This window comes from Thermomonas sp. (genome assembly GCF_047606765.1).
Taxonomy (GTDB): Bacteria; Pseudomonadota; Gammaproteobacteria; order Xanthomonadales; family Xanthomonadaceae; genus Thermomonas.
In genome coordinates this window covers 1-26,415 of record NZ_JASGED010000073.1, presented here as the reverse complement: position 1 = coordinate 26,415, position 26,415 = coordinate 1, and the positions used below count along the sequence as shown (strand labels likewise).

General features: G+C 66.1%; 28 protein-coding genes and 1 other RNA gene. 8 read left to right on the top strand and 21 right to left on the bottom strand.

Annotation, left to right across the window (positions count from 1 at the left end):
* The 3 genes from rnpB to rsmI all read right to left on the bottom strand — a co-directional run.
* Positions 1 to 151: RNase P RNA component class A (gene rnpB / locus QM612_RS07205), an RNA gene on the bottom strand; the annotation flags it as partial.
* 33 nt (positions 152 to 184) lie between these two features.
* Positions 185 to 1,231, bottom strand: a complete 1,047-nt coding sequence (locus tag QM612_RS07200) for a hypothetical protein (protein WP_415253219.1) — start codon at positions 1,229 to 1,231, stop codon at positions 185 to 187.
* On the bottom strand, positions 1,228 to 2,067 hold the full coding sequence (gene rsmI, locus QM612_RS07195) for a 16S rRNA (cytidine(1402)-2'-O)-methyltransferase (RefSeq protein ID WP_415253218.1): 840 nt from the start codon (positions 2,065 to 2,067) through the stop codon (positions 1,228 to 1,230). Before rsmI ends, QM612_RS07200 begins: the two co-directional genes overlap by 4 nt.
* A 94-nt stretch (positions 2,068 to 2,161) precedes the next feature.
* On the opposite strand from rsmI, the gene QM612_RS07190 reads away from it, so the two are divergent.
* Both QM612_RS07190 and QM612_RS07185 read left to right on the top strand, forming a co-directional pair.
* A complete protein-coding gene (locus QM612_RS07190; protein WP_415253217.1) occupies positions 2,162 to 3,505 on the top strand; it encodes a penicillin-binding protein activator in 1,344 nt (447 codons plus the stop codon).
* A complete protein-coding gene (locus tag QM612_RS07185) occupies positions 3,492 to 3,872 on the top strand; it encodes a YraN family protein (RefSeq protein ID WP_415253216.1) in 381 nt (126 codons plus the stop codon). Before QM612_RS07190 ends, QM612_RS07185 begins: the two co-directional genes overlap by 14 nt.
* Before the next feature lie 9 nt (positions 3,873 to 3,881).
* Here QM612_RS07185 and thiL read toward each other — a convergent pair whose 3' ends face one another.
* From thiL to glyA, 9 genes are all read right to left on the bottom strand, one after another.
* Positions 3,882 to 4,811 (bottom strand): thiamine-phosphate kinase, encoded by a 930-nt coding sequence (gene thiL, locus QM612_RS07180; protein ID WP_415253215.1) that lies wholly within the window; start codon positions 4,809 to 4,811, stop codon positions 3,882 to 3,884.
* Positions 4,812 to 4,929: 118 nt separating this feature from the next.
* Positions 4,930 to 5,382 (bottom strand): transcription antitermination factor NusB, encoded by a 453-nt coding sequence (gene nusB, locus QM612_RS07175; RefSeq protein WP_415253214.1) that lies wholly within the window; start codon positions 5,380 to 5,382, stop codon positions 4,930 to 4,932.
* Complete coding sequence (gene ribH / locus QM612_RS07170) at positions 5,382 to 5,873, bottom strand: 6,7-dimethyl-8-ribityllumazine synthase (protein ID WP_415253213.1); 492 nt, start codon at positions 5,871 to 5,873, stop codon at positions 5,382 to 5,384. The genes nusB and ribH overlap by 1 nt, the downstream gene beginning before the upstream one ends.
* 128 nt (positions 5,874 to 6,001) lie before the next feature.
* Positions 6,002 to 7,114 (bottom strand): 3,4-dihydroxy-2-butanone-4-phosphate synthase, encoded by a 1,113-nt coding sequence (gene ribB / locus QM612_RS07165; RefSeq protein WP_415253212.1) that lies wholly within the window; start codon positions 7,112 to 7,114, stop codon positions 6,002 to 6,004.
* Positions 7,115 to 7,207: 93 nt separating this feature from the next.
* Complete coding sequence (locus tag QM612_RS07160) at positions 7,208 to 7,807, bottom strand: riboflavin synthase (protein ID WP_415253211.1); 600 nt, start codon at positions 7,805 to 7,807, stop codon at positions 7,208 to 7,210.
* On the bottom strand, positions 7,807 to 8,877 hold the full coding sequence (ribD, locus tag QM612_RS07155; protein WP_415253210.1) for a bifunctional diaminohydroxyphosphoribosylaminopyrimidine deaminase/5-amino-6-(5-phosphoribosylamino)uracil reductase RibD: 1,071 nt from the start codon (positions 8,875 to 8,877) through the stop codon (positions 7,807 to 7,809). Before ribD ends, QM612_RS07160 begins: the two co-directional genes overlap by 1 nt.
* 32 nt (positions 8,878 to 8,909) lie before the next feature.
* Positions 8,910 to 9,440, bottom strand: coding sequence for a transcriptional regulator NrdR (gene nrdR, locus QM612_RS07150; protein WP_415253209.1), 531 nt, complete (start codon positions 9,438 to 9,440; stop codon positions 8,910 to 8,912).
* 12 nt (positions 9,441 to 9,452) lie between these two features.
* Positions 9,453 to 9,992, bottom strand: a complete 540-nt coding sequence (locus QM612_RS07145) for an energy transducer TonB (RefSeq protein ID WP_415253208.1) — start codon at positions 9,990 to 9,992, stop codon at positions 9,453 to 9,455.
* Between the two features lie 5 nt (positions 9,993 to 9,997).
* The gene (glyA, locus tag QM612_RS07140; RefSeq protein WP_415253207.1) at positions 9,998 to 11,266 is read right to left on the bottom strand and encodes a serine hydroxymethyltransferase; all 1,269 of its coding nucleotides are present in this window, start codon (positions 11,264 to 11,266) and stop codon (positions 9,998 to 10,000) included.
* A gap of 157 nt (positions 11,267 to 11,423) precedes the next feature.
* On the opposite strand from glyA, the gene ettA reads away from it, so the two are divergent.
* The 6 genes from ettA to pyrF all read left to right on the top strand — a co-directional run bounded on the left by ettA (position 11,424) and on the right by pyrF (position 15,602).
* Positions 11,424 to 13,088: an energy-dependent translational throttle protein EttA gene (gene ettA, locus QM612_RS07135; protein WP_415253206.1), complete on the top strand. Its 1,665-nt coding sequence runs from the start codon at positions 11,424 to 11,426 to the stop codon at positions 13,086 to 13,088.
* 103 nt (positions 13,089 to 13,191) lie between these two features.
* Entirely contained in the window at positions 13,192 to 13,485 is a 294-nt protein-coding gene (locus QM612_RS07130; RefSeq protein WP_415253205.1) for an AbrB/MazE/SpoVT family DNA-binding domain-containing protein, read from the top strand.
* Positions 13,482 to 13,919: a putative toxin-antitoxin system toxin component, PIN family gene (locus QM612_RS07125; RefSeq protein WP_415253204.1), complete on the top strand. Its 438-nt coding sequence runs from the start codon at positions 13,482 to 13,484 to the stop codon at positions 13,917 to 13,919. Before QM612_RS07130 ends, QM612_RS07125 begins: the two co-directional genes overlap by 4 nt.
* A 170-nt stretch (positions 13,920 to 14,089) precedes the next feature.
* Positions 14,090 to 14,329 (top strand): type II toxin-antitoxin system Phd/YefM family antitoxin, encoded by a 240-nt coding sequence (locus QM612_RS07120; protein WP_415253203.1) that lies wholly within the window; start codon positions 14,090 to 14,092, stop codon positions 14,327 to 14,329.
* A gap of 1 nt (position 14,330) precedes the next feature.
* Complete coding sequence (locus tag QM612_RS07115) at positions 14,331 to 14,708, top strand: type II toxin-antitoxin system VapC family toxin (protein ID WP_415253202.1); 378 nt, start codon at positions 14,331 to 14,333, stop codon at positions 14,706 to 14,708.
* 69 nt (positions 14,709 to 14,777) lie between these two features.
* Positions 14,778 to 15,602: an orotidine-5'-phosphate decarboxylase gene (gene pyrF, locus QM612_RS07110; protein ID WP_415253201.1), complete on the top strand. Its 825-nt coding sequence runs from the start codon at positions 14,778 to 14,780 to the stop codon at positions 15,600 to 15,602.
* Positions 15,603 to 15,692: 90 nt separating this feature from the next.
* On the opposite strand, the gene QM612_RS07105 is transcribed toward pyrF, so the two are convergent.
* The 9 genes from QM612_RS07105 to QM612_RS07065 all read right to left on the bottom strand — a co-directional run bounded on the left by QM612_RS07105 (position 15,693) and on the right by QM612_RS07065 (position 26,312).
* Positions 15,693 to 16,538 (bottom strand): glycosyltransferase, encoded by an 846-nt coding sequence (locus QM612_RS07105; protein WP_415253200.1) that lies wholly within the window; start codon positions 16,536 to 16,538, stop codon positions 15,693 to 15,695.
* A 35-nt stretch (positions 16,539 to 16,573) separates the two neighbouring features.
* Positions 16,574 to 18,025 carry a DUF1501 domain-containing protein gene (locus QM612_RS07100; protein WP_415253199.1) on the bottom strand — a complete coding sequence of 484 codons (1,452 nt, stop codon included), beginning with the start codon at positions 18,023 to 18,025 and terminating at the stop codon, positions 16,574 to 16,576.
* A gap of 10 nt (positions 18,026 to 18,035) precedes the next feature.
* A complete protein-coding gene (locus tag QM612_RS07095) occupies positions 18,036 to 19,769 on the bottom strand; it encodes a DUF1800 domain-containing protein (RefSeq protein ID WP_415253198.1) in 1,734 nt (577 codons plus the stop codon).
* Between the two features lie 195 nt (positions 19,770 to 19,964).
* Complete coding sequence (locus QM612_RS07090; RefSeq protein ID WP_415253197.1) at positions 19,965 to 20,834, bottom strand: glycosyltransferase family 2 protein; 870 nt, start codon at positions 20,832 to 20,834, stop codon at positions 19,965 to 19,967.
* Positions 20,831 to 22,984, bottom strand: coding sequence for a type II secretion system secretin GspD (gene gspD / locus QM612_RS07085; RefSeq protein WP_415253196.1), 2,154 nt, complete (start codon positions 22,982 to 22,984; stop codon positions 20,831 to 20,833). Before gspD ends, QM612_RS07090 begins: the two co-directional genes overlap by 4 nt.
* Before the next feature lie 27 nt (positions 22,985 to 23,011).
* Positions 23,012 to 23,785, bottom strand: coding sequence for a hypothetical protein (locus QM612_RS07080; protein WP_415253195.1), 774 nt, complete (start codon positions 23,783 to 23,785; stop codon positions 23,012 to 23,014).
* A complete protein-coding gene (gspM, locus tag QM612_RS07075) occupies positions 23,775 to 24,383 on the bottom strand; it encodes a type II secretion system protein GspM (protein WP_415253194.1) in 609 nt (202 codons plus the stop codon). The genes QM612_RS07080 and gspM overlap by 11 nt, the downstream gene beginning before the upstream one ends.
* Positions 24,370 to 25,488, bottom strand: coding sequence for a PilN domain-containing protein (locus QM612_RS07070; protein ID WP_415253193.1), 1,119 nt, complete (start codon positions 25,486 to 25,488; stop codon positions 24,370 to 24,372). Before QM612_RS07070 ends, gspM begins: the two co-directional genes overlap by 14 nt.
* Positions 25,485 to 26,312 (bottom strand): general secretion pathway protein GspK, encoded by an 828-nt coding sequence (locus QM612_RS07065; protein ID WP_415253192.1) that lies wholly within the window; start codon positions 26,310 to 26,312, stop codon positions 25,485 to 25,487. Before QM612_RS07065 ends, QM612_RS07070 begins: the two co-directional genes overlap by 4 nt.
* Positions 26,313 to 26,415: the final 103 nt, after the last annotated feature.

The following is a 26,415-nucleotide window of genomic DNA, read 5'->3' as shown; positions in this document are numbered from 1 at the left end:
CTTGCCGTCCTGCCGAAGCAGTCTTGGGCGGTATCTTTCTGTTGCACTGTCCGTCGGCTCGCGCCGCCCAGGCGTTACCTGGCACCGTGCCCTGCGGAGCCCGGACTTTCCTCGGCACCCTTGCGGATGACGCGACTGCCTGGCCGGCTCCGCCACACGCGGGCATTGTCGCATGCGGGCGCGGTCAGGTCAGGCCAACCGCAATCCCGCAGCACGCACCCGTTCGACCAGATCGACCAGCGCATCGGCAGCACGCAGCCCCGCCACTGCACCTTCCTGCACGGATGCGAACGGCACCGCCAGTGACACGCAGCCCCGCCACTGCACCTTCCTGCACGGATGCGAACGGCACCGCCAGTGATTCGATGCTTGGCACGCGGATCGCGATGGCTACGGACTTGCCAGCTTGCATGATGTCCATGTCCGTCCGCAGGAATGGCCGCAGCAACGCATTCAATTCATCCAGCCGGTCGGCCACGCCCGGCAACATGAGCTTCACAGCGCCTGCGGTCACCTGATGCTCAATGCTGGTGCCCTTCGGCAAGCTGTCAGGCCTGAACGAAATCCATGTACTGCCCAGCGGTCGCGGTTTCGGCGTTGGCATCTGCAGGCGCGGGAACGCCTGCGCCTGCTGGTAGTAAGCCAGCACGAAAGCGGTGGCGGCATCGCTGATCGTCGCCACGTAGCCGGATTTCTTCTTGAAGATCGCGTCGCCCACCAGCTGAGCCTTCCAGCGGAAACGTTCGTCACGGCCCTTCCTTGATGCGAAGAACGCGAGGATTTCCTCGTAGGACACGCTTTCATCGAAGTTCGCGCGATCGTGGGCGGCATCCAGGTAGGCCTTGGGCGCGACCAGACAGGTGCGGAACTCGTCCCACTCGCCACCCATGCCGGCGTGGCCGCGCTTGCCATAATCCCGGCCCTGATTGGGCTGGGCAATGGCATCGATCTTGTTTTCAATCAGGATGGCCGAGCGGGTCGGTTCGCCGTTGTCGCTGCCCGGGCGCGCAAGGAAGCGGAACACCACGTCGCTCTCCCGGTTGGATTCATCCACCACGGAATGAGTGGCGCGGACATGGGACAGGAAGCAGTCGATGCCGAATACCCGCGCTGCAAGCCAGATGCGGAACTCCTCGTTGGATTCCAGTTCCTCCACCAGCACCAGATCCATGTCGCGTTCGTAGATCTTCGCGATGGCCCTGCGCTCGTCGGCAGCTGCGTGTTCGTTCACGACGCGTCCCCATCCTTCATCCCATACAACGCCTTGCGCGGCGCACCGGACAACTCCGCTGCCAGCTTCGCGGCGGTCGAGGGCGGCAGGTGTTCGGCCAGCTTCGCGTACAGGCGGTGGCCTTCGGCGACCTTGGCATCGGCATCCTCGCCTGCGCCCTGCACCAGCAACACGAACTCGCCCTTGCGCTGGTTGTCATCGCCGGCAACGGCAGTGACGAGGTCGGCCAGCGTGCCGTCCAGCACGGTTTCGAACAGCTTGGTCAGCTCGCGCGCCAGCACCGCCGGGCGCAGTGCGCCGAATGCGACCACGGCATCATCCAGCGTATCGGCGATGCGGTGCGAGGACTCGTAGAAGATCAGCGTGCGCGGCTCGCCGGCCAGCGCCTGCAGGCGTTCGCGGCGCGCAGAGGCCTTCGCGGGCAGGAAACCCTCGAACACGAAGCGGTCGCTGGGCAGTCCCGCCACGCTCAGTGCCGCGATCAGCGCACTCGGCCCCGGCACCGGGCTGACCTTCACGCCTGCCGCGCGCGCGGCGCGCACCAGCCGGAAACCGGGATCCGACACCAGCGGCGTGCCGGCATCGGACACCAGCGCCAGCGATTCGCCTGCCAGCAGGCGCGCGACGATCTTCTGCGCGATGGCGTCCTCGTTGTGCTCGTGCATGGCCAGCAGCGGCGTTGCGATGCCGAAATGGGCCAGCAACTGGCCGCTGCGGCGGGTGTCCTCGGCGCAGATTGCCGCCACGGAACGCAGGATGTCCTGCGCACGCGGGCTCATGTCACCGAGGTTGCCAATGGGCGTGGCGACCACAAAGAGGGTTCCGGGGTGCTGCATCGCCTGCCTTGGTCGTGGTCGCAGGTAGAATCCTAGCCGGTTCCCGAACGAGCGCCAGACCGTGGCCCTGATGCGATCCGAAATTGTGCGATCCGTGGTTGTCGTCCTGCTGCTTGCGCTGGCCGGTTGTGCCAGCGTGGACGTGCAGAAGCCTGCTGCCACTGCGACCCATAACGAAGCCATGCAGCAGGCGCGTGCGCTGGCGCAGGAACACGCCACGCTGCCCGGCGCGGCCCGCAACGCGAACGCCGCGCGCATCGACGCGCTGCTGGCGCAACTGGACGATGCCACACTGGCCCGCGAAGCCGCCCGCCTGCCGGTGGGCGATCCGCTGTACAACTTCGCCGGTCGCGCGCTGGTGGCGCGTGGCCTGCCGCTGCCGCGCCCGTTCGACCGTGGTGATGCCACATTCGGCGCGGCCGACCGCCCCGCCGCCGACCGCGATGGCTATCGCCCGCCGCTGAAGATCGGCGTGCTGCTGCCGCTCAGCGGCAGCCAGGCCGCGGCTGCAACCGCCGTGCGCGACGGCCTGCTGGCCGGCTACTACGGCGAGCGCCGCCGTCGCCCCGAGCTGCGCTTCCACGACACCGCCACCCTCGGCACCCGCGCCGCCTATGCACGTGCCGTGTCCGAAGGCAGCGACTTCGTGATTGGCCCGCTGGGGCGTGAGGAAGTCGATGCGCTGTTCGCGGGCGATGCGCTGCCGGTGCCGCTGCTGGCGTTGAATCGCGGCGGCAATGCGCCGCAATCGGGCAGCGCGGGCTTCTCGCTGTCGCCCGAGGACGAAGGCATCAGTCTTGCCGGTTATCTGGCCCAACGCGGCAGCAAGCGGGTGCTGCTGGTCGCGGGCAACGAGGACGCGCAGCGTCGCGCGATTGCCGCCGCACGCACGCAACTGGAACGGCGCGGCATCCAGGTGGTTGCAAGCCTCTACTATCGCGACGACCTGACCGAAGCCTTGCGACAGGCGGTGCTGGCCGAAGGCGGCGTGGATGCCGTGCTGCTGGCGCTGAAGACCACGCAGGCACGCACGCTGGCACCGCAATTGGCGGCTGCAGGCCTGACTTCGACATTGCGCGTTGCGACGTCGCAGATCGCCGCAGGCACCGGCAAGCCCGCCGATGACATGGTGCTGGACGGCATCGTCCATCCCATCGATACATGGTCGGTGCGCGGCGTTGCCGGGCTGCCGCAGCGCGCCAGCGCCGCCGCATTGGTGGACAGCGCCAAGGGGCCTGCCGCGCGGCTGTTCGCCTTCGGCTTCGACGCATGGCTGCTGGCCGGCTACCTGCAACACCTTGCCACCGCGCCGAACGCCAGCATCACAGGTGCCACCGGGCGCTTGAGCCTGGACGGCTTCGGCAACGTGCTGCGCCAGCCAAGCTGGTCGCGTTTCAGCGGCGGCGTGCCGGTGCCGCTGGGCGATGACGGACGCTGACAGCACATCACGCGCGCGTGGCGACGCGGTGGAAGACGCCGCGCTCGCCTTCCTCGAAGCGCATGGCCTGCGCCTGCTGGCGCGCAATGCCACAAGCCGCAGCGGTGAAATCGATCTGGTGATGCGCGACGGCGACGCGCTGGTGTTCGTCGAAGTGCGCTATCGCGCGAGTGCTGCATTCGGTGGCGGCGCGGCTTCGGTCGATGCCGGCAAGCGCCGCAAGCTGGTGCATGCGGCTCAGGTGTTCCTGTCACGGCATCCACGACATTCAAATGCGCCCTGCCGCTTCGACGTGATCGCCGCCAGTGGCGATCCCGCATCGCCCACGTTCGATTGGCTGCGCGATGCTTTCCGCGCCGACGACTGAGCCTGCAACTCAGGTGAAGTGCTGGTAACCGGCGCGGCCTGCATCGAAGCCATCGCAGATCACACCATTTCCCGCGACGATGCAGCCGATGCGCGTCAGCGGGGTTTGTTCACTCGCCAGCCGGGCGATGGCATCGCGCATCGAAGGCGGTGCGGTGAAGCACAGTTCGTAATCATCGCCGCCGCTGGCTTGCAAGATGCGGCGTGTATCGGCATCGAACGCGGCACGCAGTCCGCTTGATGCCGGCAATGCATCGATATCGATGTCCGCGCCGACGCTGCTTGTCTTGCAGACATGGCCGAGGTCGGCAAGCAGGCCATCGGAAACATCGATGCAGGACGTGGCGATGCCACGCAATGCGCGACCCAGTGCGACACGCGGTGTCGGCCGATCCAGCCGTTCGCGCAGTTGCGGTGTCATCGCGCTGCCAGCCTTCCACTGCGCCAGCGCAGCGGCGGCATCGCCCAGCGTGCCGCTGATCCATACATCGTCACCCATGCGCGCGCCATCGCGACGTAGCGCCATGCCGGGTTCAACGACACCATGCACGGCCACGCAAACCGACAGCGGCCCGCGCGTGGTGTCGCCGCCGACCAATGCAACATCGTGCTGCGATGCCAGTTTCAGGAATCCGTCAAGGAAACCATCGACGAAACCCGCATCGGCTTCCGGCAATGACAGCGACAACACACACCACGCAGGCGTCGCGCCCATCGCGGCAAGATCGGACAGGTTCACCGCCAGCGCCTTCCAGCCGATGTCGGCAGGCGCGGTGTCCGGCGGGAAATGCACGCCCGCGTTGAGCGTGTCCATCGCCACCACCAGCTGCATGTCGGCAGGTGGTTGCAGCAGCGCAGCATCATCGCCAATGCCCAGCAGCACGTCACTGCGGGTGGCGGCGCGCTGGCGGATGCGGGCGATCAGATCGAACTCTTGCATGGCTAGCGCCTTTGCTCTTGCACGTCATTCCGGCGAAAGCCGGAATCCAGCCTTTCTTCCTTCGATGATTCCAAGAACTGGATTCCGGCTTTCGCCGGAATGACGGCTTTTTGGCTCTTTATTTCTTCACTTCCACGCCACGCAGCACGGCAGCGGCCTTGTCCAGCACGCCGTTGACGTAGGTGTGGCCATGTTCGGAACCAAAGCGCTTGGTCGAATCAATCGCCTCGTTGATGACCACGCGGTACGGCACGTCCGGGCGGTGGATCAATTCGTAGGCGGCGATGCGCAGGGCCGCGCGCTCGATCGGATCAACCTCATCAACGGTGCGATCCAGATGCGCTGCAAGCGCGGCATCCATTTCGGCAACATGCCGCAGCACGCCGCGCACCAGATCTTCGAAGTATTCGAGGTCGGCGATTTCATGCGCCTGCTCATGGGCGAACTGCGCGATCAGGTCGCGCTCGCTCGCATGGTTGATCTGCCACGCATAGATCGCCTGCAAGGCGCGCCGGCGCGAACGCGAGCGTGCCACCGGATCGATGCCATCGGGGCGACGACGATTGTTCATTAGCCCTGCTCCTGAAGTGCATGCGCCTGAAGCTTGCGGCGCAGGTCGGCCATTTCGATTGCCACCAGCGCCGCCTCCTCGCCCTTGTTGCCATGACTGCCACCTGCGCGCGCGGCTGCATCCTCGAACCTGTCCACCGCCAGCACGCCGTTCATCACCGGTACGCCAGTGTCCAGCGCGACGCGCATCAGGCCATCGGACGCGCCATCGGCGACCTGCTCGTAATGCCGCGTGTCGCCGCGCACCACGCAGCCCAGCGCAACGATGGCGGCATGCCGCCCGGCCGCGGCCACGTCGCGCGCGGCCATCGGCAATTCCCACGCGCCGGGCACGCGGATCACGTCGATAGCGGCTTCGCTGACGCCGTTTGCGGCGAAGGTGTCACGCGCAGCGGCGACCAGCGCATCGACGATGCGCGGATTCCAGCGGCTGGCGATGATCGCGAAACGCGCGTCCGGATGGATGCGCAGGTCGCCTTCGTGGTGGGGCATGGGGAAACCGGAACGGTGGGAACGCGACATTGTAGAGCGGAGCCTGCCTTGCCGCCTCATCCTTGATGTAGGTGCCGAGCTTGCTCGACACATCCGTGCCCAAGCAGCGAGCGGAGCAAGCTCCGCTCCTACGAAGAAGCGGGAGTCACCAGAGCCACGTATTCCACGACCTCCAGCCCGTAGCCGGCCAGCCCCACCTGCCGGCGCGGCGTACCGAGCACCCGCAGCCGGCCAAGGCCAAGATCGGCGAGGATCTGCGCACCGGCACCGTTGCGCCGCCACTGGCCCACGTCCTTGCTGTTGGCCTTCACTTCCGGCTGCTTGCGCAGGCGTGCCAGCAGGACATCGGCATCACGCGGCTCGGACAGCACCACCATCACGCCCCGCCCTTCCACCGCGATGGCGCGCAGGGCATCGGTAGCAGACACGCCAAAATCATCGCGACGCCAGTGCAGCAGGTCGCTGAGCGGGTTTTCCACCTGCACGCGCACCAGCGTGGGCGTGTCGCGCTGCGGAGTGCCGCGCACCAGCGCGAAATGCAGCTCGTGGGCGATGCGGTCGCGATAGGTGAGCAAGCGGAACGGGCCGAACTCGGTATCGATCCCGCGCTCGTCGATGCGCTCGACGGTGTGCTCGGTCGCAAGGCGATACGCGATCAGGTCGGCGATGGAACCCATCTTCAGCCCGTGCGCGCGCGCGAAGGCTTCCAGCTCCGGCCTGCGCGCCATCGTGCCGTCGGCATTCATCACTTCCACCAGCACGCCGGCAGGTTCCAGCCCGGCAAGGCGCGGCAGGTCGCTTGCGGCCTCGGTATGGCCGGCGCGGGTCAGCACGCCGCCGGGCTGCGCGGTGAGCGGAAAGATGTGGCCGGGCTGGCTGAGGTCGGACGGCTTTGCATCCGGCCGCACCGCGGTACGGATGGTATGCGCGCGGTCATAGGCGCTGATGCCGGTGGTGACGCCTTCGGCGGCTTCGATGCTGACGGTGAAATTGGTCTGGAACTGCGCGGTGTTGGCCTGCACCATCGGCGCAAGCCCAAGCTGCGCGCAGCGCTCGCGGGTCAGCGACAGGCAGACCAGCCCGCGCGCATGGGTGACCATGAAATTGATGTCGGCGGGCCGCACCAGTTCGGCGGCCATGATGAGGTCGCCTTCGTTCTCGCGGTCTTCGTCATCGACCACCACGACCATGCGGCCTGCGCGGAGTTCGTCGATCAGTTCGGGGATGGGGGCGAAGCTCATGGTGTTTTGCTCGTCATGCCGGCGAAAGCCGGCATCCAGTTCTTGATCGGATGGATGAGAAGCTGGATCCCGGCTTTCGCCGGGATGACGGCTTCAATTTTTCGATGTTGCCAGCAGGCGTTCGACATACCGCGCCAGCAAATCGACTTCGATGTTCACCGCATCGCCCACCAGCAACGCATGGAACGCGGTATGCGCGACCGTGTGCGGAATCAACGCGACTTCGAAACCCGCATCGTCCACCGCGTTCACGGTCAGGCTGACGCCATCCACGCAGACCGAACCTTTCTGCGCGATGTAGCGCAGCAGCGCCATCGGCACATCGAAACGCCAGCGCACCGCGCGTGCATCGTCCCAGCGGCGCGCGGCAGTCGCCAAGCCATCAACATGCCCGCTGACCAGATGCCCGCCGAGGCGATCGGTGGGCAGCATCGCGCGTTCAAGGTTGAGCGGCGCGCCGATCGGCAGGCGGCCCAGCGTGGTCAATGCCAGCGTTTCGTTGGATGCATCCACGGCGAAGCTGCCGCCATCGAACGCCACCACGGTCAGGCAACAGCCATTGACCGCGATGCTTTCGCCAAGCTGCACGCCATCGAACGGCAGCGTGCCAACGTCAATCGTCATGCGCGCATCACCGCCGCGCGTTTCGCGCGCGGCCAACCTGCCAACGCCAGCAATCAGGCCCGTGAACATCAGCCCTGCGCCCTTGCCTGCGGACGCAACAGCAGGCGCAGGTCATCGCCAACGCTGCGGCTTTCGATCTGCCGCAGTTGCAGGCGTTCGTCCATGGTGTCGATCTGCAGGCCATCGAACAGCGGGCGGGCGCGTTCGCCCAGCAGCACCGGCGCGATGTACAGCAGCAATTCGTCAACCAGCCCGGCGGACAGGAACGCACCAGCCAACGTGGCACCGGCTTCCAGCTGCACTTCGTTGACGCCACGCGCGGCCAGCAGGCGCAGCACGGCATCAAGGTCGAAGCGACCGCCCTGCATCGCCACCGCCACATGTTCGGCGCGCAGTTCACGCGGCACCTTGGCGTCCGGCGCGTGGATGTAGAGCGTGGGCGCATCGCCTTCACGCACGCGACCGCGCGCAACGGTGGCAAGACCGGGATCGAGCACGACGCGCAGCGGCGGCACGAAGTCACTGCCGTCATCCAGCCGCACGGTGAGCCGTGGATCGTCCGCCAGCACCGTGCCTGCGCCGGTCAACAGCGCGCCGCAGCGCGCGCGCCAGCGATGCACGTCGCGTCGCGACGCCTCGCCACTGATCCATTTGGAATCACCGGAAGCCATCGCGGTACGCCCATCCAGGCTGGTCGCCAGCTTGACCCGCAGCCACGGCCTGCCGCGCTCCACGCGCGACAGGAAGCCGCAGTTCAACGCGCGCGCCTGCGCTTCCATCAAACCGCACTCAACCGTGATGCCGGCCGCACGCAATTTTTCGAAGCCGGCGCCATCCACCTGCGGGAACGGGTCGCGCATCGCGGCCACCACCCGCGCGATGCCTGCGGCGATCAGCGCATCCGCGCACGGCCCGGTGCTGCCCGTATGCGCGCAAGGTTCCAGCGTGACGTAGGCGGTCGCGCCCTTTGCTCGCTCGCCTGCGGCCTGCAATGCGAACACTTCCGCATGCGGCCCGCCCTTGCGCTGGTGCCAGCCTTCGCCCACGACATCCTCACCGTGCGCAATCACGCAACCCACCATCGGATTGGGCCGCGTGGTGTATGCGCCGCGCTCGGCCAACCGCAGTGCGCGCGTCATCAGCGCGTGGTCTGCGACGGAAAAACCGGCGCTCAACGTTTCCTGCCCTTGTCCTGTGGCCTGCCACCGGGCGCATCGCCATCCAGCAGCGGCAGTTGCCCTTCGCCTGGAACCTCACGCTCAAGGCGGTCCAGTTCCTCGCGGAAGTCGGCCACGTCCTCGAAACTGCGATACACCGAGGCAAACCGCACGTAGCCCACGTGGTCGAGCTTGCGCAGTTCCGCCATCACGAACTCACCCACCCGGCGCGATGCGATTTCGCGCTCGGCAGCCATGCGCAGCTGATGCACCACCGCGCGCACCGCCGCTTCCACCTGCTCTTCCGACACCGGGCGCTTCTGCAAGGCGCGGTCGAAACCGGCACGCAGCTTGCGCGCATCGAAGTTCTCGCGCCGGCCATCGGACTTGATGATCGCCGGCAGCTTCAACTCGATGGTTTCCAGCGTGGAGAAGCGCTCGCCACAGGCCTCGCACTCGCGACGGCGGCGGATCGTCGCGCCGTCTTCGCTCACGCGCGAATCAATCACGCGGGTGTCTGCATGCTGGCAGAAGGGGCAGTGCATGGGGGGGCTTGCCTATCTGTCGCCCGGGGCGTCGGCGCGAGTTGCGATACGACAGCCTTCATTCTGCGCGCAATCGAAACGCTGGATGATCCCGGCCACGCTGGTGACCGGCTTGCCATTCACCGTGGCGGGCACGTATTCGGCGCGCAAATAGATGCGCTTGACCGCCATGTCGAACCCCTCCGTCGTCGCACACAGGGGCTCGACCTTCAGTGCCTTGCCTTCGGCATCCACCAGCACCGCAGCCACCACCAATCCGCTCTGCATCGGCAGACCGCGCAACTTCTCGCGCCCGACACGCAGCGACTTCAGCCGCGCCCTGGAATGTGCATCGGGTGCTGCGGGCTCCGGTTGCGCAGGCCAGGCATCGCCGAACAACTCGCCCATCGTCTTGCCTGGTGCGCGCGCCAACTGGCCTTTCCAGCACCTGATGGGCAAGTCGCGGTTCGCATTCAAGGAATAATCGCGAATGGTCGATGGCTCCTTTTCCTGCGCAGCAGACAGCGCGGGCAGCATGCTTAGCGCCAGCGCGAACCCAAGAACGGTCCTCATGCGCCTCATCCGTACACCGGGAACTGCCTGCACTGCTTCTCGACGTTCTCGCGCACGCCGGCAATCACGTTTTCGTCCTCCGGGTTGTCCAGCACGTCGCAGATCCACTCGGCCAGCGCCACGCAGTCCGGCTCCTTGTAGCCGCGCGTGGTGACGGCCGGCGTGCCGATGCGCAGGCCAGAGGTGACGAAGGGCTTGCGCGGGTCGTTGGGCACCGAGTTCTTGTTGACGGTGATGTGCGCCTTGCCGAGTGCCTCCTCGGCCTGCTTGCCGGACACGTCCTTGCCGATCATGTCCACCAGCATCAGGTGATTCTGGGTGCCGCCGGAAACGATCTTGTAGCCGCGCGCGATGATGACCTTCGCCATCGCCTGCGCGTTCTTCACCACCTGCTGCTGGTATTCCTTGAATGCCGGTTCCAGCGCTTCCTTGAACGCCACCGCCTTGGCCGCGATGACGTGCATCAGCGGGCCACCCTGGATGCCGGGGAACACGATGGATTGCAGCTTCTTTTCGATTTCTTCCGCTGCATCGCCCATCGCCGCACGGCTTGCAATGATGATCCCGCCACGCGGGCCGCGCAGGGTCTTGTGGGTGGTCGAAGTCACCACGTGCGCATGCGGCACCGGGTTCGGATACACGCCCGCCGCAACCAGACCGGCAACGTGTGCCATATCGACAAACAGATACGCGCCCACCTTGTCGGCAATGGCGCGGAAGCGCGCCCAATCCACGATCTGCGAATACGCGGAGAAACCGGCCACGACCATCTTCGGCTTGTGTTCCAGCGCAAGCCGCTCGACTTCGTCATAGTCGATCAGGCCGGCGTCGTTGACGCCGTACTGCACCGCGTTGAACAGCTTGCCGGAGGCATTCACCTTCGCGCCGTGGGTCAGGTGGCCACCGTGCGCCAGCGACATGCCAAGGATGGTGTCGCCCGGTTGCAGCAGCGCGAAATAGACGGCCTGATTGGCCTGCGAGCCGGAATGCGGCTGCACGTTCGCGTAGTCCGCACCGAACAGTTCCTTCACGCGGTCGATGGCGAGCTGCTCGGCCACATCGACATGTTCGCAGCCGCCGTAATAGCGCTTGCCCGGATAGCCTTCTGCATACTTGTTGGTGAGCTGGCTGCCCTGCGCTTCCATCACCCGTGGGCTTGCATAGTTCTCGGAGGCGATCAGCTCGACGTGATCCTCCTGACGGCGGTTCTCGTCGGCGATGGCGCGGGCGAGTTCGGGGTCGAAGGCGGCAAGCGTGTCGGCACGGGAGAACATCGTGGAACTCCGGGTTCGGGGAGAAACCGCGATTTTAGCGGCTTTGCCGGCGGTGATTCGATGCAAACAGGCGATCCCGCTATAATTTCGCCATCTCAAGACCCACTCGTGGCCTGCCCCTTCCGGCGCAGGCCGTCGCCGCACGCCCGGAGCCCGCATGTCCTCGCAATACATCTACACCATGAACCGCGTGTCCAAGGTGGTGCCGCCCAAGCGGCAGATCATCAAGGACATCTCGCTCTCGTTCTTCCCCGGCGCCAAGATCGGCCTGCTGGGCCTGAACGGCGCGGGCAAATCCACCGTGCTGAAGATCATGGCCGGCGTGGACAAGGATTTCGAAGGCGAAGCGCGCCCGCAGCCCGGCATCAAGGTCGGCTATCTGGCGCAGGAGCCGGAGCTGAACCCGGAGCACACCGTGCGCCAGGCGGTGGAGGAAGGCGTGGGCGAAGTGCTGCAGGCGCAGGCCGCGCTGGACGCCGTGTACGCCGCCTATGCCGAGGAAGGCGCGGACTTCGACGCGCTGGCGAAGGAGCAGGAGCGCCTGGAAGCCATCCTTGCCGCCGGCGATGCGCATACGCTGGAAAACCAGTTGGAAGTCGCCGCCGACGCGCTGCGCCTGCCGCCGTGGGATGCCATCGTCGGCAAGCTGTCCGGCGGCGAGAAGCGCCGCGTGGCGCTGTGCCGCCTGCTGCTGCAGAAGCCGGACATGCTGCTGCTCGACGAACCCACCAACCACCTTGATGCCGAATCGGTGGAATGGCTGGAACAGTTCCTGCACCGCTACACCGGCACCGTGGTGGCGGTCACCCACGACCGCTACTTCCTCGACAACGCCGCCGAGTGGATCCTCGAACTCGACCGCGGTCGCGGCATTCCGTGGAAGGGCAACTACACCGAGTGGTTGATGCAGAAGGACGAGCGCCTGAAGCAGGAAGAGAATCAGGAGAAGGCGCGCCAGAAAGCCATCCAGAAGGAACTGGAATGGGCGCGTTCCAATGCCAAGGGTGGCCGCAGCAAGGGCAAGGCGCGTCTGGCGCGACTGGATGAGCTGCAATCGGTCGATTACCAGAAGCGCAACGAGACGAACGAAATCTTCATCCCGCCGGGCGAGCGCCTTGGCAACTCGGTGATGGAGTTCAAGAACGTCAGCAAGAAGTTCGGCGACCGCCTGCTGATCGACAACCTGTCGATGATCGTGCCGCCGGGTGCCATCGTCGGCATCATCGGCCCGAACGGCGCGGGCAAGTCCACCCTGTTCAAGATGATTACCGGGCAGGAGAAGCCGGATTCCGGCGAAATCGTGATTGGCCCGACCGTGCAGCTGTCCTACGTGGACCAGAGCCGCGACGCGCTGACCGGCAACCACAACGTGTTCCAGGAAATCTCCGGCGGTCTGGACATCCTCAACATCAACGGCGTGGAAATCCAGTCGCGCGCCTACATCGGCCGCTTCAACTTCAAGGGCCAGGATCAGCAGAAGCTGGTCGGCACCCTGTCCGGCGGTGAGCGCGGCCGCCTGCACATGGCCAAGACGCTGCTGCAGGGCGGCAACGTGCTGCTGCTGGACGAACCGTCCAACGACCTCGACATCGAAACCCTGCGCGCGCTGGAAGACGCACTGCTGGAGTTCCCCGGCAACACCTTCGTCATCAGCCACGATCGCTGGTTCCTGGATCGCATCGCGACGCACATCCTCGCCTTCGAAGGCGATTCGCACGTGGAGTTCTTCCAGGGCAACTATCGCGAGTACGAGGAAGACAAGAGGCGCCGCATGGGCGACGACGCCGGCCCGAAACGGTTGCGGTTCAAGGCGTTGAAGTGATGGAGCAGACGGGCCGCGAAAGCGGCCCGTTTTTCATCCGGTGGTTGACGACGTTGCCTTGCGAGGCGGAAAGTAAGGATTCCTTGCTACCAGCCAAGCCATCATGCTCGCCAAGCTCACCGCCAAGAACCAGCTCACGCTGCCCAAGGCCGCGACCGCGGCGGTGGATGCGGCGGAATACTTCGACGTGCAGACCCGCGATGGCGTCATCATCCTGACGCCCGTGCGCATCCAGCGCGCCGATGCGGTGCGCGCCAAGCTGGCCGAACTTGCGCTGACGGACAGCGACATCGGCGATGCCGTGCAGTGGGCGCGCACGCGGGTGGCCGAGTCGAAAGCGACTTATCCCGCCAAACCCGCCGCCAGGCCGCGCAAGCCCCTCAAGCGCAAGCCGTGAGCCGCCCGCTGCGCGTGGTGCTGGACACGAATGTCGTGCTCTCGGCGCTGGTGTTCCGCAACGCATCCGCCAGCCACCTGCGTCGCGCGTGGCAGAACGGCGCAGTGCAGCCGCTGGTCAGCGCCGACTCCGTGCAGGAACTGCTGCGCGTACTGGCCTACCCGAAGTTCCGCCTGTCCGCCGACGACCAACGGGAATTGCTGGCCGACTACCTGCCGCACACCACCAGCGTGCGTATCCCGTCGCCGCCGCCTGCGGTGCCGGAGTGCCGCGACCCGTTCGACCGTCCGTTTCTGGAACTGGCTACCGCCGGGCGTGCGCACCTGCTGGTCACCGGCGACCGCGACCTGCAGACGCTTGCGGGGCAGACGGCATTCCAAATCATCACGCCTGCGGATTTCCTGTTGCGGCTGGGCAGCAATCCCCATCCATGACCTTCATCGAAAAACTCCGCAACCGCTGGCGGCAGGCCGATTCGCTGCTCTGCGTCGGCCTTGATCCCGATCTGGCGAAGTTCCCGGATCGCTTTGTTGATGCGTGATTTGAATCCCCTCATCCGACTGGACTAGACTTAGTCCATCCAATCCCATGACAGGGGATGCCCATGTCCGTCTCGATCAACATCCATGAAGCCAAGACCCACCTGTCCCGGCTGGTGGAGCAGGCATCCGCCGGCGAGGAAATCATCATTGCCAAGGCCGGCAAGCCAATGGCACGGCTGGTACCGCTGATGCCTGCAGTCAAACCCAAGAAGCTGGGCTTGCTGCAGGGGAAAATCGGGATTGCCCCGGATTTCGATGCCCCGCTGCCTGCGGATTTGCTGTTGTCCGGCAACAAGGCCTGACATGCGCCTGCTGCTGGATACGCATGTGCTGCTGTGGGCGCTGAACGATCCCGCCAGACTGGGCCGGAAAACCCGCAACCTGATCGACCGTTCCGAGGTGCTGGTCAGCGTGGCTTCGCTTTGGGAAATCAGCATCAAGGCCGGTCTTGGCAAGCTGAAAGTGGAACCACGGGACATATTCGACGCGATCGAACCTTCCGGCTTCGACCTGCTGCCGATACAAGCGGCGCATGCCATCGAAGTGTTTTCGCTGGGCACCACGCATGGCGACCCCTTCGATCGCCTGCTTGTTGCGCAGGCAAAGTCCGAGCGCATCACTCTGCTCACTTTCGATGAAACCCTGCTTGGCTACGGGCCTTCGGTTCGTCTGGTGGAGTGACTGTGAGGGCTCGCCGTTTTCCTTACGCGGCCTCACACAATCGAAAATCTTGAGCGACAATCCCCACCCATGACCTTCATCGAAAAACTCCGCAACCGCTGGCAACAGGCCGATTCCCTGCTCTGCGTTGGCCTTGATCCCGATCTGGCGAAGCTCCCGGATCGCTTTGTTGACGATGAGGAAGCACTGTTCACGTTCTGCCGCGACATCGCAGATGCAACGGCGCAGTACGCCTGCGCGTTCAAGCCGCAGATCGCCTACTTCGCCGCGCACAACAATGGCGAAGCGGCGCTGCAGCGGCTGATCGCGCACATCAACGGTGCGCATCCGGACGTGCCGGTGATCCTGGACGCCAAGCGCGGCGACATCGGCAGCACGGCGGAGCAATACGCAACCGAAGCCTTCGAGCGTTTCGGTGCGGATGCGGTGACGCTCAACCCGTACATGGGCCGCGATTCCGCCGCGCCCTTCCTTGCGCGCAATGACCGGGGCTGCGTGTTCCTGTGCCATACGTCCAATCCCGGTGCGCGCGATTTTCAGGAACTACTGGTCGATGGCGAGCCGCCAGAACCACTATTTCAGCGCATCGCCCGCACCATTGCCAATGACTGGAATGCTGATGGCAACTGCGCACTGGTGGTGGGCGCGACGTTCCCCGAGGAATTGAAGGTGATCCGCGATATCGTCGGCGAGATGCCGCTGCTGATCCCCGGCGTGGGCGCGCAGGGCGGCGACGTGGAGGCTGTGGTGCGCAACGGCAAGACGGCAGACGGCACCGGACTGATGATCAATTCCTCGCGCGGGATTTTGTACGCCTCGCGCGGCGAGGGTTATGCCGAAGCGGCGGCAGATGCCGCGCGTGAGTTGCGGGATACGATCAATCGGTATCGCTGAGTTGACGCAGCTGCATGCGGAGCAAGCTCCGCATCTACAGGCAAGGTGATGACTGTAGGTGCCGAGCTTGCTCGGCACGATTTCCCGCAATCACGACCGCATCGCCGCGCGCAGCACCGCAAACGGGAACCGTCCCCAGATCATCGCGAACACCGCCGCGCGGGTGAATACGTCGCGATGCGGTGCCTCGAACCTGCGAAAGTACCGCCAGAAGCCGCGATGCTTGTGCCACTCCACGAACAGCGGGCGGCTGCGCGAGGACACCCCGCGCACATGCACCACCCGCACGCCGTTGGCACAGGCAACCGTTGCGCCGGCACCGCGCGCGCGGCGGCACAGGTCGAGGTCTTCCGCGTGCAGGCGATAGCCTTCATCGAAGCCTTGCAACTGCTCAAACAACACGCGCGGCAGCAACATCAGCGCGCCGGACACTGCATCTACGGATTGCAGTGAAATCGATGATTCGACCGGAACGCCGAGTTGCACGCGTGACGGGTCACGCAGCATCGCGGCGAAGTCCGGATCACGGCGGCGCGCGGCGTTATCGCGCACGCCGTCCTCGCCAATCAAGTCTGCGCCGATCAGCACATCGCCCAGCGAATGCGCGTGTTCGCGCATCCGTGCAAGCGTGTCGGCTTCGACGAAACAATCCGGGTTGACGAAAGCCAGCCACGGCGCGTGGCTGCCGGCGGCACCCTGGTTGCAGGCCACGGCGAAGCCGGGGTTGTCGGGATTGGCGATGAAGCGCAGGCGCGGATCAACAACCGCATGACGCTGCACGATGTCCATGGTGGCATCACGCGAGGCGTTGTCGATCACCCGGATTTCGACGACGCCCTGCGCGGCGCGAAGCCGCGACAGGCATTCGTCGATGGTTTCCTCGCTGTCGTAGGCAACCACGACAGCGGCGATGTTGGCGTTTTCGGCGGCTGGCATCTACCGCGATTATCGCGGAATGCCCGCTGCGATGTTCAGGCCAGGAAATCGAGCGTCGGTGTTGCGAAGTTGCCCAGTCCCGGGAAGATCGCCGGCAGGTCGGTCGTGGACACGCCCATCCACTTGGCGAAGGTCGCGCCAAACTGGTTGGTGGATGTGGTGGGGATGATCCGCCCGCGATCCACCGCCTGGCTGCCGTCCAGTTCCAGCAGCGGATAGCTGCCGAACACGCTGCGCCCCTTCAGCGGGCCACCACTGGCCGCCGACCCGCCCATCATCAACTGCACGCCACCCCATGCGTGGTCGGTGCCGTTGCCATTGCTGTTGAGAGTGCGGCCAAAGTCGCTCATGGTGAAGCTGACCACGTTGTTGAGCGCACCGATTTCCACCAGCGCAGCCCGGAACGCGCCCAGCGCCTCGCTGAGGCGGGCCAGCAGCAAGGGCTGCCCGCTGTCGGTCATCTGGTTGTCGTGGGTATCAAAGCCACCCATGCTGGCGAAGAAGATCTGCCGGCGATGGTTGATCGCGCTGCCGCGACTGGCCTTGATGGTGCGGGCGATCATCCGCAGTTGCGCCGCCAGGTTGTTGTTGGCCGGGAACACGGTGGCGATGTCGCCGCCATTGGCCGCATCCAGCACTTCGCGCATCTTGCTGCTGAGCAGCATGGAGCTTTCGCCGATCACGGCGTGCTGGTCCTGCATCAGCGGCGCGTAACTGCGGCCCACCAGCGCGGCCAGCGCTTCGCGGCGAATCTTGCCGGCGGTGGAATCATTTTCGAAATTGCGGAATGCCACCGGCCCGCTTGATGCCATGCAGAACGGAACGCTGGAGGTGCCGTTCTGGAACAGGTTGTTGCCGTCCAGCGAAATGGTCGGCGGCAGCGCGGTGAAGCCTGCACTGTTGGCACTGGCCAGACGCTCGCCCAGCGTCCCGCCCCAGCCCACGTTGGAACTGGCGCGCTCGGACTCGCCACGCATCCACAACTGCTGCTGGTCGTTGTGCGAGAACAGGTTCTCGGGCAGGCGTTTGGCCCTGGCCACGTATTCGATCTTGGTGATCGGCTGCACCAGCGTGCCGACGTTCGCCATGAACGACAGCTCGCCCTGGTCGAACAGCGTTTTCAGCGCCGAACACGCAGGATGCAGGCCCCAGGTCTTGCCGGCGGTATCGCCGACCTGCAAGAGGCTCTCGCGCGCAATCGCCAGCCCCTGGCTGTTGCTGCTGGCGTTATAGACGCCGCCACGGCTCTTGGCATACACGTCGTATTCGCTCGTTGCATGCGGGATCAGCATGTTGAACGAATCGTTGCCACCCAGCAGGAAGATGCAGACCAGCGCACGATAGTCGCTGGCGGGTGCGGACTGCGCCATCGCACGCCCCACCAGTTCCAGTTGCGGCATCACGGCGGCGATCGTGCCGCCCGCAAGCACGTACTGGAGGTTGCGCAGGAAATCGCGGCGGTCCTGACGGTGAATCTTGCTGGACATGTGCAGGCTCCTAGCGCTGAACCACGAATTCGGGGGATGCCAGTGCCAGTTGCACCAGCGATTGCACACGTTCCTGGCTGGAACGGTTGGCCGCTTTCAGCTTGTCCAGCATGTCGATCATTGTCGTGCGCGTCTGCGCCGACAACGCGCCGCCGAACAGCAACGGCGAGATGGCATCGACCATGCCGGCGTGGTTGCCGGCATCGGCCAGCGTCAGCAGCGGCTTGACATCCAGCACCGGCGCATCGGTATTGGCGGTTGGCGCATCCGACTTGAAATTGCTGCAGCCCGCATAGCAAAGCTGGTTGAAGATGCTGGCGAAGGTCGCATCGTTGTAAAGCTGGAACTCGGGTGCGTAGATGCCCTGCCCGCCGCCTGCTGCCGGCAGTTGCTCATCCGGCGAGAAGAAATTGAACACCGACGGTGAGCGCAGCGAATCCTGTGCCAGGGTGGTGCTGAAATCCCAATAGGCGCTGAAGTTGAAGCGGTATTGCCCGTCGGCACGCGGCAGGTACTTGGCATCGAACGCACGCCACAGCGTGGTCAGCTGGATCAGCGGCTCGCGCGCCTTGCCATAGGTGACGTCGCTGGCAGCGGGCGCGGTGCGCGCTTCCTTGTCCAGCAGGATCGCGCGGATCACCTTGCCCAGATTGCCGCTGTTCTGGTTCCACGCCGTGACCACGCGCCCGATGTAGGCCGGGCTTGGGTTGCTGGTGACGAAACGCTGGATCAGCTGCCGGCTGATGAACGGCGCGGTGTTCTGGTGCGCGGCCAGTGCATCGAGCATCTTGGCCAGGCTGGCGGTGCAGTTGTTGCCCTCGTTGATGACGATGCCGTTGAAGATGGTCTTCGGCTGGTCGTCGTGCATCTCCGGCACGCAGCTCATCGGCCGGGTTTCGTTGTCGGCACCCCATTTCCAGAAGGTGTCCTTGGTGTTGCCGTGCCAGGTCCAGCCGGTCAGCACGCGCGCCATGCCGGCAACCACCGTCTGGTCATACGTCGGGATCGGCTTGCCGGCGCTGTCAAGCTTGAGGCTGAAATCGGAATTGCGCTGTTCCAGCCCGATCGAGAACAGCTGCATCAACTCGCGCGCGTAGTTCTCGTCCGGGACGATATTGATGGTGATGCCCTGGCTGTTCTTGTAGCTGACCGCCTTGCGATTGGCGAGATGGCTGAGGTACAGGCCCATCGCCGGGTGCAGGGTGACTTTCTCGATCACCGCGCGATAGGTGTCGAACGCGGACGTGTCCAGCATGTCCTGGTAGTTGCTGATGCGGCCAAAGTTCGCGGTGTTGTAGTCGCGATCGGAGACCACGAAGATTTCGCTGAGCGCAAAGCCCATGCGCAGGCGCAGTTGGTCCTTCGCGCTGGCCGCCTGCCATAGCCAGTAGTTGCGCCGTTCGGCGTAGTTGAGCGATGCCACCGGAATCGACAGGATGTGCGGCTCGATCAAGGTGATGGGCGTGCGCGCGGGATCCAGTTGCTCGTCGATCCACGCGCCGTAGCCGATCTCGCGCACCCGCGCGATGTCGGTCTTGGTCGGCCCGAACGTGGCCTGGGTCAGGAAACGCGCGGCTTCGGCGTCGGTTGTCGGCTTGTCGCTCACCGGCGTCGGTGTTGGCGTGGTACCTGTGCCTGTACCTGTGCCGGGAGACGTGGTCGCAGATGAACCGCCACCGCCACCACATGCCGCCAGACCCAGCGCAAGCAGCGCTGCCGCAGCAAAACCGATCGATCGTTTCATGGTCATCGCATCCCCGGGAACTTGCGCGGCTGCCATCCTGGCAAGCGCGGCGGAACGTTTCGTGCAGCTTCCACACGTTTCATCGCGACGAACGCGATTGCGATCACGATTGCGGTATTGCATGCGCACCATGACAGGCGCGCCCCGGCTCGTGATTGCCCGTTCCCCTGAACACGGACGCAGCCACCATACCATTCATTGCCCGCCTGCAAACAGGTCGGATTGCGATGGCGGCAGCGACACCTGCGCCAGCTCCGCATTCAGCTGCGCCCGCAGTGTGCGCAGCGGGTCGTCCATCAGGAACCGTGCCAATCGTGCATGCCAGCCCGGCCAGCGCACCGACAGCGCATCCATGTCGCCATCCAGCGGCATGCCTTCGCCATCACGCAGCACGAAAGCATCGACGCACAGCACGTTGCGCCAGCCCAGCCCGGACATGCGCAGCGACAGGTCGATCAGCGCCGCGTACCACGAGCGGAAACTGGATGCATCCAGCCCGCCAGCGGCAACACGCGCGCTGCCACGCAGCAGCACTGCATGGCTGGTCGCCGATGGCAGTTCCTCGGACGCTGCCTTCAATCGCGCACAGGCTGCGGCCAGCTGCGCAGGCGCATGCGGCACCGCCACGACTTCGCCGATGCGCGGCCATGCTGCTGCTTCGCCGGCATTGCTCCATGGTGTGGCCGTGGCGATCCTTGCATCGTCGCGCAGGCAAGCCGCCAGCCGTTCCAGCCAGCCCGGCGCGGGCCGTGCATCGCAGGCCAGCACCGCCACATCGGCATCGCCGCAGGCACGCAAGGCCTGATCGATATGCGCGGCCTCTCCAATCGGCGATGCGCGGCGCGTGTGCGCGGCCTGCAGCTTGGTTCTGCGCAACCAGCCTTCGATCACGGCGGTGGCACGCGGGCCGGCCTGCGCATCATCGGCCAGCCACACGCGGGTGCCGGCGGGCGTGCCGGCATCGAGCGCAGCCAGACAGGCGTCGAGCGCGTCCTCGTCGGTACCGACCGGCACGACCACCACCGGAAGGGATGCGACGGGCAGGTCGGCGCTGCTTTGGTTCACGGACGCTGCTTGTGGATCGGTTCCAGCGCGCGGAAGCGGCGGCTGTATTCGTCGGTCAGCGCGCGCGCTTCCAGCGGGTTGCGCACCACCGTGGGCGTAATCAATACCACCAGTTCATCGCGGGTCTTGCTGTTGCGCTGGTAGCCAAACAAACCGCCGAGTACCGGAATCCGTGCAAGCCCGGGTACGCCGGTGGCACCGCGATCATTGCCATCGCTGATCAGGCCGGCCAGCACCACGGTTTCGCCGCTTGGCGCAATCGCACTGGTGGTGACCTTGCTGGTGTCGATGCGCACATTGCCATTGTTGTCAGGTTCGCCGATGGGCTTGCTGACTTCCTGCACGATGTCCAGGAACACCACGCCATCGCGGGTGACGCGCGGGCGCACCTTCAGGATGATGCCGGTGTCGAGGTACTGCACCGTGCTGTACGTGGAATCGCTATTGCTGTTCGGATTGATGCTGACCGAGACCACCGGGATTTTCTGGCCGACGTTGAGCACGGCTTCGCGGTTGTTCTGCGCCATCACCGAGGGCGCGGACAGGGTGCGCACGTCGCTGACGTTGTCCAGCGCCTGCACGATGGCCGCTGCATTCTTGCCAAGGAAGGTCCAGCTCAGCAGGTTGCCTGCGCCGTTCTGGAGCTGGCTGACGCCACCGGCATGGCTGCCCCAGCTGTTGCGGCCGGTGGGATACGGCAACCCCGCATCACTGATCGCATTGTCGAAGAACCAGCTCACGCCGTACTGCAACGCGCCCTTCAACGCCACGCTGACCACCTGCGCCTCGATGTGTACCTGCATCGGCATCACATCGAGGCGCTCGATCACCTCGCGGATCGACCGCCACTGCGCCGCGCTGGCGCGCACCAGCAGCGAATTGGTGTCTTCCACCGCCGACACGCCGACCTCGGCACCATCAACCTTCAACGTCACCCGGCCATTGCCGGCGCTGGCCTGCGGCAGGCTGCCGCCTTCGCCCAGCCCGCCGCTGCTGCTGCCGGAGGTGCTGGAACTGTCGTCCGTTGCGCTGCGGATCTGGGTGGTCTGCACGCCCGGCATCGTCGATACGTTGCTGCCGCCGGAACTGCTGCCACCAAACACTTCGGCCAGACGGTCGGCCAGATCGCGCGCCTTGATGTACTTCAACTCGTAGGAGAACAGCCTACCTTCGCCGCTGCCACCCTCGATGCGTTCGATCCACTGCGGGATGTCGTCCAGATACTTCGGCTGGCTGGTGATGACCATGACCGCGTTGGTGGCTTCCAGCGGCATGAAGCGGAACATGCCGGCGGTGGGCGCACCGCCCTGCTCGCCGAACACCCGCTCCAGCGCCTGCACCACGTCAACGGCGCGACCGGACTGCAGCGGGAACACGCCCACCGACATGCTGGACATCCAATCGACATCGAACACCTTGATGGTGTGCAGGTAGTTCTCCAGCTCGGCGCGGGTGCCGGCCAGCGTGATCAGGTTGCGGGCGGAGTCGATGCCCACGATGCCGCCCGGGCGGGCGTAAGGCTTGAGGATCTTCTCCATCTCCACCGCGCCGACGAAGCGCAGTGGCACCACCCGCGACTCGAAGCCGCGTGCCAGCACGGGCGAACCAAGACGCGGCACCACGCCGCTGGTCATCGCCTGCTCGGCCGGCACGATGTTGTAGCGGCCATCGCTGAACACCATGCGCGCGTTGTTCTGCGCCAGCACGCTGTCCAGCAGGGCCAGCGCACCGGCAGCGCCAACCGGCTTCTGGGTGGACACGGCGACGATGCCCTGCACGCCCGGCGCGATGGTGTAGCTCTGGCCCAGCATGTCGCCCAGGATCGCCTTGACCACCGCCTGCAGCGATTCGCCTTCGAAATTGAAACTGGCCTGCCCGGTGCTGACCAGCGTCGGCGGCGGCGCACTGGCAACCGCCTGATTGATCGGCAGGCTGTTGCTGCGGCGGATGACGGGTTTCGGGCCATCGTTCGCCAACTGTTCGCGCACGTCCTTGCGCAGATCGCCAAGGCCGTCGGCTTCAGGGGATGCACTGCCCGCCTGCGCGCCGGGCAACGGATCGGCAGCGCGGTGCATGGCAGGCTGCGGCGCGCTGGCGCATCCGGCCAGCAGCGCCAGCAACAGGGCAGCGAGGAAAGGTCGCAGGTTCATTCGTTCAGACTCCACTTGCATCGCAGTTCATGGCTCACGCCTCTGGCCTTGCCTGCGGATCCGGTTCCAGTTCTGGTTCTGCTCATCGGGTTCGCCCTGGTTCTGCTGCTGGGCACGCAATTGCGCGCGCCGCGCATCGATCCGCCGGCGGATGTCGTCAATCCGCTGCGTGTCCGCTTCACCGGCCATTTGTGGCGGAGGCGGAGGTGGTGGCGGCACCGGTTGCAGGCCTGCTGCGGCATCCGCCGCCTGCTGCGCCATGTTGCGTGCCGCGACCGGCGGCTGCGCGGCCTGCCCGAAGTTGCGCAGTTCCAGCGTGGTCTGCCCGCCAGCGCCTTCGAAGACCGCCTTGCGCGGTTGCACGTCCACCAACCGCCAGCTTTCGGCACCCTTGGGCGCATTGCCCTGGCGCACGCGCTGCGACTCGCCGCCGCCGCTGGGCTGGATGATCGCAAGCCGCACCTGCGGGCTGATGAGCACGCCGGTCAGGATGAAATCCAGCGCCTGCTGTGGCGCGCCGTCTTCCGCGTTTTCCGGGGCGGTTGCCATGAAGCTGCGCGGGCGTCGGTCACGGGTGAACAAGGGGCGCGATGCCGCCTGTTCGTACTGCGCCAGCGGGCCGATGCGCTCGGCGGCGGGTGGCTTCGGCTGCGGCAAGGCAGCCGCCGCCTGCGGCTGCACCTGTGCGATGTGCCCGCCCATGCCCAGCGCTGCACCCAGCCACAGCAGCAGCGCCCAGCCGCAGCACGCGGCCAGCAGCCATGTCGAAAGCCCGGCCTGGCGCAGACGGTCAACCAGCATGCGCACCTCCCGCTGCGGGCCGCAGATAGCCGGACAGATCGAAACTGACATCCAGCCCGCCTTCCTGCGGCAGGTTGTTGCCGGGGATGGCGAAATGCCGGCGTGCGCTGATGCCCAGCCTTTCCACGAACAGATAGGGCCGCGCGGATTCCAGCAGATGCAGCACCGCCAGCGTTTCCGCATTGCCGCAGCGCAGGCGCACCTGCACCGTGACCTTGCGATAACGCTTGTCAGTACCCGCATCTGCCTGCGGTGCGCGATTGACGATGGCACAGCCACGGCTGCCCGGGCTGGCTTCGTCCACCACGCGCTCCAGTTTCTGGATCAGCGCGGCCGTGGCCAGCTCCGCCGTGGGTTCGGCCAGGAAGCCGCCGGCATCGCCGCGTGCATCCAGCTCGGCCACGCGCCGGGCCACTTCCTCGCGCTGCTGCAGCAGGCCGCGCAGGCGGGCATCGCGTTCCTGCAATTCGGCGATGCGTGCGTCTGCCTGCCGCAGCGGCACGGTGAACAGCGGATGCACGATGAGCGCGTACAACAGGCCCAGCACGGCCAGCAGCAGTGCAAGCGCCAGCCAGCGGTCGCGGTCAGCGCGGCTCACGCCCGGCCTCCTGCGCGCCTTCGCCGCGCAGCTGCGCGGTCAGGGTGAAACGATCCATGCGCTCACGCGGGTCCTGTTGCAGCGCGCCGCTCAGCGCCGGCGCCTGCCACTGCGGCGCGCCTTCCAACCGCCCCACCAGCGCTGCGGCCTGATTGGACAGGCCGATCACGGTCAGTTGTTCGCCTTCGATGGACAAACGCTCCAGCGAGGTGTCATCCGGCAGCCGCTGCGCCAGCGCCTCCATCACTTCCACCACCGGCGCGCGCCCGTTGCGCTGTGCCTGCAGATAGGCCTCGCCGGTCACCGCGTCTTCCAGCCGCTGCCGCTGCGCCGCCACCGCGCTGGCCTGCGTGCCACGCGCCTTGACCTGTTCCTGCAAGGCATCTGCGGCGGCACGGCGGTTGTCCACGATCTGCGCCATCCCGAAACCCAGCGCCAGCAGGGCGAGCGCCGCAAGGCCCAGGTTCCACCAGCGCCACGGGTTGCGACGCCGCGCGCGCGCATCCGGCGACAACAGGTTGACGCCCAGGCTGCGGCCTTCGGCATCGAGCAGATCCAGTCCCGCCAGACCATCGGCCAGCCCGCCAAGTTGCGCGGCCAGTGCGTCGAACTGCCGGCGCGGCACCACCACCAGTTCGACCAGCAACTGGCCGTCCTCGCGCAGGCCAAGCACGCGCCCGTCGTGCAGTGCATCGGCAGCGGAAAATGGCGTTTGGCGTTCGATCTCGAAGCCCAGCACGTCGCGCAGGCGTTCGCGCGCTGCCGCCGGCAGCGGCAGCCGACGGCGCAGGCCTTCGCCTGCCGGCAGCACCAGCCAGCGCGGCAGATCGGCCACGCCATCGCGCAGCAGGCCGTCCAGCGTCGCGTCGGCAGGCATCGGCAATGGCAGGGTGGCAAGGTCGTCCAGCCCGCCTTCGCGCTCGCGGCGCAGATGCAGTTCCGATCCACGCGGCTCCAGCAGCAGGCGGTCACCGCGCGCGTTCAACAGCCTGCGCCAGCGCGCCGGCAACCATGCGGCAAGGCCAGCGGCCCACCACGCCGGGAAGCCGCGCAAGCTTGCGCCAGACTGCGCAAGGCGCGCGATGCGGGCAGACGTGGCGCTCACTGCGCCGTGCCTCCCGCCTGCCAGCGCAGCGGCGTGTATGTCGATCCGGGCAAACCGTTGCCTCCCATCCGCAGGATCACCGAAAGTCGCGCGCTGCGACCATCAGGGAGTCGGGCACGGCTGTCGATACTATACGTGCCGCTCCCCTGCATCGGCGGGGCGTCCGGATCGACCGGCTCGGTCACGGCATCCAGCCCCATCGCCGCACGCACCACGGCATCGGCCAGCGCGGCATTCGGCAGCGCACTGCCCACGAAGACCGTCAGATGCGGGGCAGCGGCGGCATGCAGCGCAGGCCGCATGCCCAGCACCTGCAGCAGTTCGGACACGCTTTCGAACGGCGCATCCTTCGCGCCCCAGGCCAGGCCGGCAGCGGCGTAATCCGCATCCTCGGCACCCCCAGCCGGCTGCAGCAGCGCATCGGGATCGCGCCAGTCGGCAATCGCACCTGCCAGTCGCTTTGCCGATTCCTCCGGTTCGCCCAGTTGCATGAACAACGCTGCCAGCAGATCGACGGATGCCGCATTCAGATCGATCTTCGCGGCTTCATCGCGCACTTCCACATCCACCGGGATGCCGTCGAAGTCGAAACGGTAAGCACGGCCATCCACCGCCCAGCGCCGCGCCGGGTCAGGGTCGAGCTGGCGCAGCACGGCGTATTCGATGCCGGCACGCGCGGCCTGCTGCGCCACCAGTCCTCGCGCCATGCCATTGCCCTGCAGGGATTCGATCCGCGCCGCCATCGCATAACCGGCCACCAATCCGCTGAGCAGCAGCATCAGCCACATCACCAGCAGCAAGGCCGCACCGCGCGCGCGTTTCATCGCCGGCCTCCATCGCGCCTGCCGCGATCGGCATCCTGCGTGATGTCGTCGCTCATCATGAAACTGCCCGCCAGCGGCAAGGCCACGATCATGTCCGGCCACG

Bases quoted from the DNA above. Each gene is read 5' to 3' on its own strand.
- QM612_RS07120 (WP_415253203.1), top strand. From the start codon at position 14,090: ATGTCCGTCTCGATCAACATCCATGAAGCCAAGACCCACCTGTCCCGG.
- QM612_RS07080 (WP_415253195.1), bottom strand. From the start codon at position 23,785: ATGCTGGTTGACCGTCTGCGCCAGGCCGGGCTTTCGACATGGCTGCTG.
- QM612_RS07185 (WP_415253216.1), top strand. From the start codon at position 3,492: ATGACGGACGCTGACAGCACATCACGCGCGCGTGGCGACGCGGTGGAA.
- gspD (WP_415253196.1), bottom strand. From the start codon at position 22,984: ATGAACCTGCGACCTTTCCTCGCTGCCCTGTTGCTGGCGCTGCTGGCC.
- QM612_RS07105 (WP_415253200.1), bottom strand. From the start codon at position 16,538: ATGCCAGCCGCCGAAAACGCCAACATCGCCGCTGTCGTGGTTGCCTAC.
- QM612_RS07095 (WP_415253198.1), bottom strand. From the start codon at position 19,769: ATGAAACGATCGATCGGTTTTGCTGCGGCAGCGCTGCTTGCGCTGGGT.
- thiL (WP_415253215.1), bottom strand. From the start codon at position 4,811: ATGCAAGAGTTCGATCTGATCGCCCGCATCCGCCAGCGCGCCGCCACC.
- ribB (WP_415253212.1), bottom strand. From the start codon at position 7,114: ATGAGCTTCGCCCCCATCCCCGAACTGATCGACGAACTCCGCGCAGGC.
- nrdR (WP_415253209.1), bottom strand. From the start codon at position 9,440: ATGCACTGCCCCTTCTGCCAGCATGCAGACACCCGCGTGATTGATTCG.
- glyA (WP_415253207.1), bottom strand. From the start codon at position 11,266: ATGTTCTCCCGTGCCGACACGCTTGCCGCCTTCGACCCCGAACTCGCC.
- ribH (WP_415253213.1), bottom strand. From the start codon at position 5,873: ATGCCCCACCACGAAGGCGACCTGCGCATCCATCCGGACGCGCGTTTC.
- QM612_RS07130 (WP_415253205.1), top strand. From the start codon at position 13,192: ATGCTCGCCAAGCTCACCGCCAAGAACCAGCTCACGCTGCCCAAGGCC.
- QM612_RS07115 (WP_415253202.1), top strand. From the start codon at position 14,331: ATGCGCCTGCTGCTGGATACGCATGTGCTGCTGTGGGCGCTGAACGAT.
- rsmI (WP_415253218.1), bottom strand. From the start codon at position 2,067: ATGCAGCACCCCGGAACCCTCTTTGTGGTCGCCACGCCCATTGGCAAC.
- QM612_RS07160 (WP_415253211.1), bottom strand. From the start codon at position 7,807: ATGTTCACGGGCCTGATTGCTGGCGTTGGCAGGTTGGCCGCGCGCGAA.
- QM612_RS07145 (WP_415253208.1), bottom strand. From the start codon at position 9,992: ATGAGGACCGTTCTTGGGTTCGCGCTGGCGCTAAGCATGCTGCCCGCG.
- ribD (WP_415253210.1), bottom strand. From the start codon at position 8,877: ATGACGCGCGCACTGCGGTTGGCCGAGCGCGGCGCATACACCACGCGG.
- ettA (WP_415253206.1), top strand. From the start codon at position 11,424: ATGTCCTCGCAATACATCTACACCATGAACCGCGTGTCCAAGGTGGTG.
- QM612_RS07100 (WP_415253199.1), bottom strand. From the start codon at position 18,025: ATGTCCAGCAAGATTCACCGTCAGGACCGCCGCGATTTCCTGCGCAAC.
- pyrF (WP_415253201.1), top strand. From the start codon at position 14,778: ATGACCTTCATCGAAAAACTCCGCAACCGCTGGCAACAGGCCGATTCC.
- nusB (WP_415253214.1), bottom strand. From the start codon at position 5,382: ATGAACAATCGTCGTCGCCCCGATGGCATCGATCCGGTGGCACGCTCG.
- QM612_RS07065 (WP_415253192.1), bottom strand. From the start codon at position 26,312: ATGAAACGCGCGCGCGGTGCGGCCTTGCTGCTGGTGATGTGGCTGATG.